Origin of the sequence: Terrisporobacter muris, assembly GCF_024621905.1 — a bacterium.
Lineage (GTDB): Bacteria > Bacillota > Clostridia > Peptostreptococcales > Peptostreptococcaceae > Terrisporobacter > Terrisporobacter muris.
The window spans coordinates 1-7,597 of sequence record NZ_JANKBY010000169.1 but is presented as its reverse complement, the minus strand read 5'-3'; the positions used below and the strand labels follow the sequence as shown (position 1 = coordinate 7,597).

The 7,597-nt window shown below is 30.1% G+C and carries 5 protein-coding genes; 4 read left to right on the top strand and 1 reads right to left on the bottom strand.

Annotated features, from left to right (window positions below):
- Nucleotides 1-232 precede the first annotated feature (232 nt).
- The 4 genes from NSA58_RS12595 to NSA58_RS12580 all read left to right on the top strand — a co-directional run bounded on the left by NSA58_RS12595 (nucleotide 233) and on the right by NSA58_RS12580 (nucleotide 7,449).
- Complete coding sequence (locus tag NSA58_RS12595; RefSeq protein WP_039677867.1) at nucleotides 233-1,534, top strand: conjugated bile salt MFS transporter; 1,302 nt, start codon at nucleotides 233-235, stop codon at nucleotides 1,532-1,534.
- A gap of 176 nt (nucleotides 1,535-1,710) precedes the next feature.
- Entirely contained in the window at nucleotides 1,711-3,021 is a 1,311-nt protein-coding gene (locus tag NSA58_RS12590; protein WP_074080077.1) for a conjugated bile salt MFS transporter, read from the top strand.
- A 129-nt stretch (nucleotides 3,022-3,150) separates the two neighbouring features.
- Nucleotides 3,151-6,825 (top strand): efflux RND transporter permease subunit, encoded by a 3,675-nt coding sequence (locus NSA58_RS12585; RefSeq protein WP_257560519.1) that lies wholly within the window; start codon nucleotides 3,151-3,153, stop codon nucleotides 6,823-6,825.
- A gap of 3 nt (nucleotides 6,826-6,828) precedes the next feature.
- Complete coding sequence (locus NSA58_RS12580) at nucleotides 6,829-7,449, top strand: TetR/AcrR family transcriptional regulator (protein ID WP_074080079.1); 621 nt, start codon at nucleotides 6,829-6,831, stop codon at nucleotides 7,447-7,449.
- A gap of 59 nt (nucleotides 7,450-7,508) precedes the next feature.
- Here the strand turns inward: NSA58_RS12580 and NSA58_RS20995 are convergent, their stop codons facing one another.
- Nucleotides 7,509-7,589, bottom strand: coding sequence for an IS3 family transposase (locus NSA58_RS20995; protein ID WP_408645542.1), 81 nt, complete (start codon nucleotides 7,587-7,589; stop codon nucleotides 7,509-7,511).
- Nucleotides 7,590-7,597: the final 8 nt, after the last annotated feature.

Sequence of the window (7,597 nt, the reverse complement as noted above, 5' to 3'; positions counted from 1 at the left end):
CAAATTGTATTTAAAGTGATATTTATCTATCTCTATGTGACAAAATATTTTATTTGACGACATATATATATATATGTTATATTGTTTTAAACATATATACGTCACTGAAGGATTACTTTTCTGAAATACTTACCTTCGAAAACATTCTCCCGAGCGAGTATCAAATGTTACCAATAAATAGTTATGTATTGTTCGCCAACAAATTATAATAACTATCGAGGTATTATTGATTATGAAAAAAACTAAAAACAACAAAAAACAATTTTTCTATGGATGGGTTATCGTTTTCGCTTGTATGCTTATTCAAGCTGTACCATTTTCTATAGCAGCCAACTTACAACCCGCATTCACTAACTATGTAATGTCTGGGGAAGGGTTTTCACTGGCCCAATTTTCTCTAATATTTACTATAGGTACAGTAGTATCTGCGGTATCTTCTCCTTTTATAGGAAAGTTATATTCTAGTCCAAAAGCTAATATAAAATTACTTTATACTTTAGGTGTTTGTATATTAGGTGGTGGATTTGCCGCTTTCTCATTAGCTGGTGATAATATTTTTGCTTACTATGCATTATCAGTATTAGTTCAAATAGGTTCTGCTATAGTATCTGCTATAGGTGTTCCAACACTTATAAATGGGTGGTTTACTGAAAATAAAGGTTTAGCTATGGGTCTTGCTTTTTCTGGTGGTGGACTAGGAAATATGGTACTACAATTGCTAGCAGGTAAATGGCTTCCTACTATAGGATACCAGCAAGCTTATTTTAGATTCGGCATAATAGCTATAATTATCGCTTTACCAATAGCTTTATTTGTATTAAGATTACCTAGATCTGAAGCTGAATTAGCTAGCAATACTTCTAATAAAAAATCAGAAAATAAAAATACTACATCTTCTAAGTGGGGCTATACTTTTGCTGAAGTTAGCAAAATGAAATTCTTCTGGATATTCGCTTCTTCATTTATATTCGTAGGTTTATATGTAGGTGGTATGGTATTACAATTTATACCTTACTTACAAACTTTAGAAGCTGAAAAAGTATTTACTTTAGGCGCTGCTACTGTTGCCGCTTCTTTTGGATTATTCTCCATGTTCGGTAACTTATTCGGTGGAATGCTATTCGATAAATTAGGCATAACAAAATCCTTAGCTTTAGCAGGTATACTAGTTATAACTTGTGGTTTCTGCTTAATATTTGTTCCGCAAATAAATGCACTAGGATTTGTATTCGCTATATGTATGGGTATTTCAATGTACTCTTATATAATAGGTCCTTCTTATTTAACAGGTGCACTATTCGGTAGTAAAGACTTCGGTACTATTTTAGGTATAGTTCAAATATTCTTTGCAGCTGGATTTGGTATCGGTACAACTTTATTCGGTGTAGTTGTTGGATTTGGTGGGTTCCAGATTGGATGGATATCTACAATAATTTATGCTATTTTAGCTTACGGTGGATTATTAATATCAACTTCTGGAATAATCAAACATAATAAAGAAATAAATGTTATTGAAAGCAAAAAAATTGCTTAGTAACATTCTAAAAAAAGCTGTTTCAATTATATTGAAGCAGTTTTTTTATTTTAATACCTTTTCTAGAATCTATTTTTTATTAATTTTCCTAAACCATAAATTAATTATGTATTTTTATGAAATAATAATGTTTAGAAGCAAAAGTATTTATAATTTGTTACAAAAGGAGAAGATGTATGGATAATATAATAAATGAACAGCAACCAAAAGGTAAAAAAACATTTTTCTATGGTTGGGTCATAGTTGCATCATGTATGCTTATCCAAGCTATACCATTTGGTGTAGCAATGAATGTTCAGCCTCAATTTATAAATTTCGTAACTAATGGAGAAGGATTTACTTTGACTCAATTCTCTCTTGTGTTTACTATAGGTACAATTGTATCTGCAGTTGCGTCACCTGCTATAGGAAAAATTTTATCAAAACCTAAAATAAATATAAAACTTGCATTTTTAGTAGGGTCTATTTTATCTGGCGGTGGTTATGCTTTAAACTCTTTAGCTGGAGGAAATTTATGGGCTTATTATGGAATAGCTGCATTAGTACAAGTAGGTACAGCAATAATTTCTGCAATAGGTGTTCCCCTACTAGTAAACTCATGGTTCAAGAATAATAAAGGTATGGCCATGGGTCTCGCTTTTTCTGGTGGTGGAATTGGCAATATATTTTTGCAACAAATTGCAGCTAGGCTTTTAACGAATCCTAATATAGGTTATTCTAAAGCATATTTTATATTTGGCATGATTTCATTGGCAGTTTCAATACCAGTATCTTTATTTTTAGTAAAACTTCCAAAAGGACCTGAAGATTTAGCTGGTAATCTACCTAAAAAGAAGGATTCAGCACAAACTAAGCATATTTCTTGGGGCTATACATTTAGCGAAGTTAGCAAAATAAAATTATTTTGGATTTTATGCATAGGATTTATATTTGTAGGCTTCTATGTAAGCGGTTTATCTGTGCAATATATTTCTTATCTATATAGCATCGGGTTAAACGCTTCCTTTGTAGCTAATGTAGGTTCTATATTCGCTTTATTTTCCATATTCGGTAACCTATGCGGAGGCTTATTATTTGATAAATTAGGAATTAAAGGTTCACTTATATTAGCTGGTATTATGGTTATTTGTTGTTCCTTATGTTTAATATTCCTTCCAAATATAAACTTTCTTGGTTATATTTTTGCTATTTTACTTGGTATAAGTATGTTTGCTTATATAATAGGTCCTTCTTATTTAAGTGGAGCTCTCTTTGGAGATAGAGAGTTTGGTACCATATTAGGTATAGTCCAAGTTTTCTTTGCTATTGGATATGCAGTTGGAACTGTAATATTTGGGTTATCAGTTGAAAACTTAGGATATACAACTTCTTGGATGATAACCATAGGGTATGCTTTAGCAGCTTATGCTTGTTTATTAGTATCTAGCGTAGGTATTGAAAAACATAATCGAGACATAAATGTTATAGAAACTAAAAGAATATCTTAGTTAAATAAAAAAAGACGATTTTTAATCGTCTTTTTTTATTTAAGTTTTTTATTTTATTGAAATTCAACATTAAGAATATTACAATTAAACATATCTGACTGACTAGTCAGTTCTATAATTAAGAAAGAGGTGAAATATTTGTTACCAAAATTCAGTGTAAGAAAACCTTTAACTGTATTTGTTTCTGTAATCATGGTATTAATGCTGGGATTTGTGTCCTTTACAAAGATGACCCCAGACTTATTACCTAGCATAGATTTACCTTATGTAATTGCCATGACTACATATCCGGGTTCTAGTCCAGAAAAAATCGAAACAACAGTTACAAAGCCAATTGAACAAGCTGTAGCAACTACAAACGGAATTAAAAATGTAACTTCTGTTTCAAATGAAAACTACAGCGTAGTAATTCTAGAATTTAATCAGGATACTAATATGGATACTGCCATGTTAGACCTAAATGGAAAAATAGACTTAATCAAAGATTCTCTAGAAGACGGTGTTGGTGAAACTACTTTAATGCAACTTAATCCAGATATGATGCCTGTCATGACATTAAGTGTTGATGTAAATGATATGAATATTGAAGAAGTTTCAACTTATGTTAACAATGAGATAATACCTAAATTCGAGCGTATAAATGGTGTTGCTTCTGTTAGTGGCGTTGGATTAGTAGAAAAACAATTAGAGATATCTTTAAACAAAAATAAAATTGATGAACTTAATAACAAGCTAAAATCTAGCGTTACATCTGAGTTGAACAAGCAGCAAAGTCAACTTAATAGCGCTAAATCAGAAATACAAAATGGAAAAGCAGCTCTTGAAAAACAAAGTAGCATTCAAATGAAAAAACTACTTGAAGCTAGCAGTCAACTTCAATCTGGTATAAGCCAATTAGAAAGTATGGCTGGTATTTTAAATTCAACAGGTTCTAGTAAAGAAGACTTAGAAAAGTATATTTCTAGCGCAACTACTACTCTTAATGACACTAAATCAAAATTAAAAGAACTCAAGAAACAATTAAATAATTTACCTGACGATTCCGATGTACACAAAGAAAAATTACAAGAGGATATAGAAGGTTTGGAAGGAATTATAACTTCTTTAGAAAAGGCTATAGTAAATGCAGGCCAGGGAATAAGTGCAGTAGATTCTTTGGAAACATTAAAAAAGCAACAACAAGAGTTAGAAAATGCTAAGCTTACTCTTTCTCAAGAATTAACTAAAGCTACTGTACAACTTTCTGTTAGTGAGTCTCAAATAAAATCAGCTGAAACTCAATTAAATGAAGCTAGAAAACAAGCTTTAGACTCAGCAGATATAACAGACAAAATCACCCCAGAAACAATTAATCAAATTCTATCAGCAGAGAATTTTTCCATGCCAGCAGGATATATTTCTGATGATGATACTGAATACTCTGTAAAAGTAGGAGATAAATTCACGTCTATAAATGAAGTCAAAAACTTGATATTATTCTCCATGGATGGTATTGGGGATGTACACCTTAAGGATATAGCTAATGTAAAAGTATCAGATAACTCATCAGACAATTATACAAATATAAATGGAAATGCTGGTGTTATGCTATCTTTCCAAAAAACTAGTACTGCTTCAACTACTAAAGTATGTAATGAAATAAATAAAGTAATAAATGATTTAAATGGTACTAATAATAAATTACATATTCTCTCTTTAATGGACCAAGGTGTTTACATAGATTTTATCGTATCTAGCGTACTTCAAAACCTAGTTTACGGTGGAATACTAGCTATTTTAGTTTTACTAGTATTCTTAAAAAGTATAAAACCAACTATAGTAATTGCTTTTAGTATTCCTATAAGTTTATTATTTGCCATAGTTTTAATGTACTTCAGCGGCGTTACATTAAATATTATATCTTTATCAGGATTAGCTCTTGGTGTAGGCATGCTGGTTGATAACAGTATTGTTGTTATTGAAAATATTTATAGACTTAGAAATAAAGGTATGAACAAGTTTAAAGCTGCTGTATATGGAGCTAAACAAGTGTCTGGAGCAATTTTTGCTTCTACTCTTACTACTATTTGCGTATTCTTACCTATTGTTTTCACAGAAGGTATAACTAGACAATTATTTACAGACATGGGCCTTACAATTGCATATTCTTTAATTGCCAGTTTAATCGTTGCCTTAACTTTGGTACCTTGTATGGCATCAAATTTATTATCAAACGTAGACGAAAAAACACATCCTTTATTTGATAAAATCATTGATGCATATGAAAAATTATTAAGATTATGCTTAAAATTTAAACCTGTTGTTTTATGCTTATCTGTGGGATTATTAGTACTTGCTGCTTTTGCTACAACTAAAATAGGAACATCATTTATGCCAGAGATGGATTCTCCTCAAATGATGGCAACTATTAATATAGATAGCGATTTTTCAAAAGAAGAAGCTAGAGATATTACCGATAAAGTTGTAAAACAAGTTTTAACAATCGATGATGTAGAAGGTATCGGAGCTATAGATTCATCAACATCCATGTCTTTTGGTTCTTCTTCAAATAATCCTAATAATATGTCTGCTTATATTATTTTAAAAGACGATAAAAAGAAATCTAATGATGAAATATCTGAAGAAATCAAAGAAAAGACAAAATCACTTGATTGTGAAGTGACAGTTTCTTCTTCTTCTATGGATACTTCTTCTTTAGGAGGATCTGGCTTACAAATAATTGTCAAAGGCGATGATTTAGATAAACTTAAAGATATTTCTGATGACTTAGTAAATCTACTATCAAATGTAGAAGGTACTACAAATATTGATGGTGGTATGGGTGTAAGTACTAAGGAAGAAAGAATTATAATTAATAAAAATAAAGCAATGAAATATGGATTAACAGTAGCTCAAGTATTCCAACAAATTTCATCTAAACTATCAACTGAAACTACTTCAACTACTTTAACAATAGATTCCGAAGACTATCCAGTAATTATTGTTAATCACGATACTTCTAATCTAGAAGAATTAAGAAACGTTGAAATTAGTGGAACAAAAGGAACTGAGTCTGTATCTGTAAAGTTAAAGGATATTTGCTCTATAGAGATGGCAGATACTCCTACTTCTATAAACCACGATAATCAGACTAGATATATATCTGTGACAGCAGGAATTGATTCTAAACATAATATAGGTTTAGTAAGTAAAGAAGTTCAATCTAAATTAGATAGCTATAAAACTCCTATCGGATATGAAATAGAAATAGCTGGTGAAACAGAATCTATTAACCAAGCTATAAGTGATTTAGTTAAAATGATTGCCCTTGCCATATCATTTATCTACTTAATAATGGTTGCACAATTCCAATCATTATTATCACCATTTATAGTAATGTTTACTATACCTCTTGCATTTACTGGTGGTTTATTAGCATTAATTATAACAGGTCAAGAATTAAGTGTTATATCTATGTTAGGATTTTTAGTTCTTGCTGGTGTAGTTGTTAATAATGGTATAGTGTTTGTGGATTATGTTAATCAATTACGTATAAATGGATTAGGTAAAAAAGAAGCTATTGTAGAAGCCGGACGTACTCGTATAAGACCTATACTTATGACAGCTTTAACAACAATACTTGCCATGTCTACAATGGCTATGGGTGTTGGTATGGGTGCCGAAATGACTCAACCTTTAGCTATAGTTACTATAGGTGGTTTGACTTATGCTACACTATTAACATTATTCATAGTACCTACTTTATACGATATATTCCATCGCCGTAAAGAATTAAGACAAATCATCATTGATGAGGAGGATTAATATATGGGAAGAAAATATGCAGAAAAAGAATTACTAATATTCGAAGCATTTAAAAAAATAATTATTGATAACAGCAATATTGAAAGTATTAAAGTATCTGATATCGCAAAAGGTGCAGGAATTGGAAAAGGTACAGTTTATGAATATTTTAAAAGTAAGGATGAAATTATAGCTAGATCAATAATTTATAATTTTAAAATAGAAATTAAAAATACTATTGAAACTATTAAAAATGTCTCATCTTTTAAAGATCAGTGTGATCACCTATTTCATTATAGTATTAATAGTGGCAAGTTTATATTTCCGTCTTTAAGAATACTATATAATCATGTTGTACCTACAGAGTTAAATAGTATTATTTTAGAGGATTTTGAAGAAATATTAGATTTAAAATCTCAACTTTATAATTTATTAGATCTTGTGATTAATACAGGTATAAGTGAAAATATTATTAATAAAGATTTAGATAGAGATTACCAACGATATGTATTAATAAGCTCTTCAATGGGTATTCTCAATAGGATTAATGCAAGTTATTTTCAACAAATTAACTTGAGTGAAGATAAAACTATTGATACTCAGAAAAAATTTGCTTATACAATGATATTGAAATCCTTAGCTTAATATAAAAATACCCCTTAGAAATTGAACTGCACCCTTCATGTGGAACAATATAAAACAACCTAGGCTACCTTTTTCTTGTATTTTACAGGAGAAAGGTAGTTTAATTTTGCCTGTATTCTTTCTTTGTTATAATAATCTATATATTGAG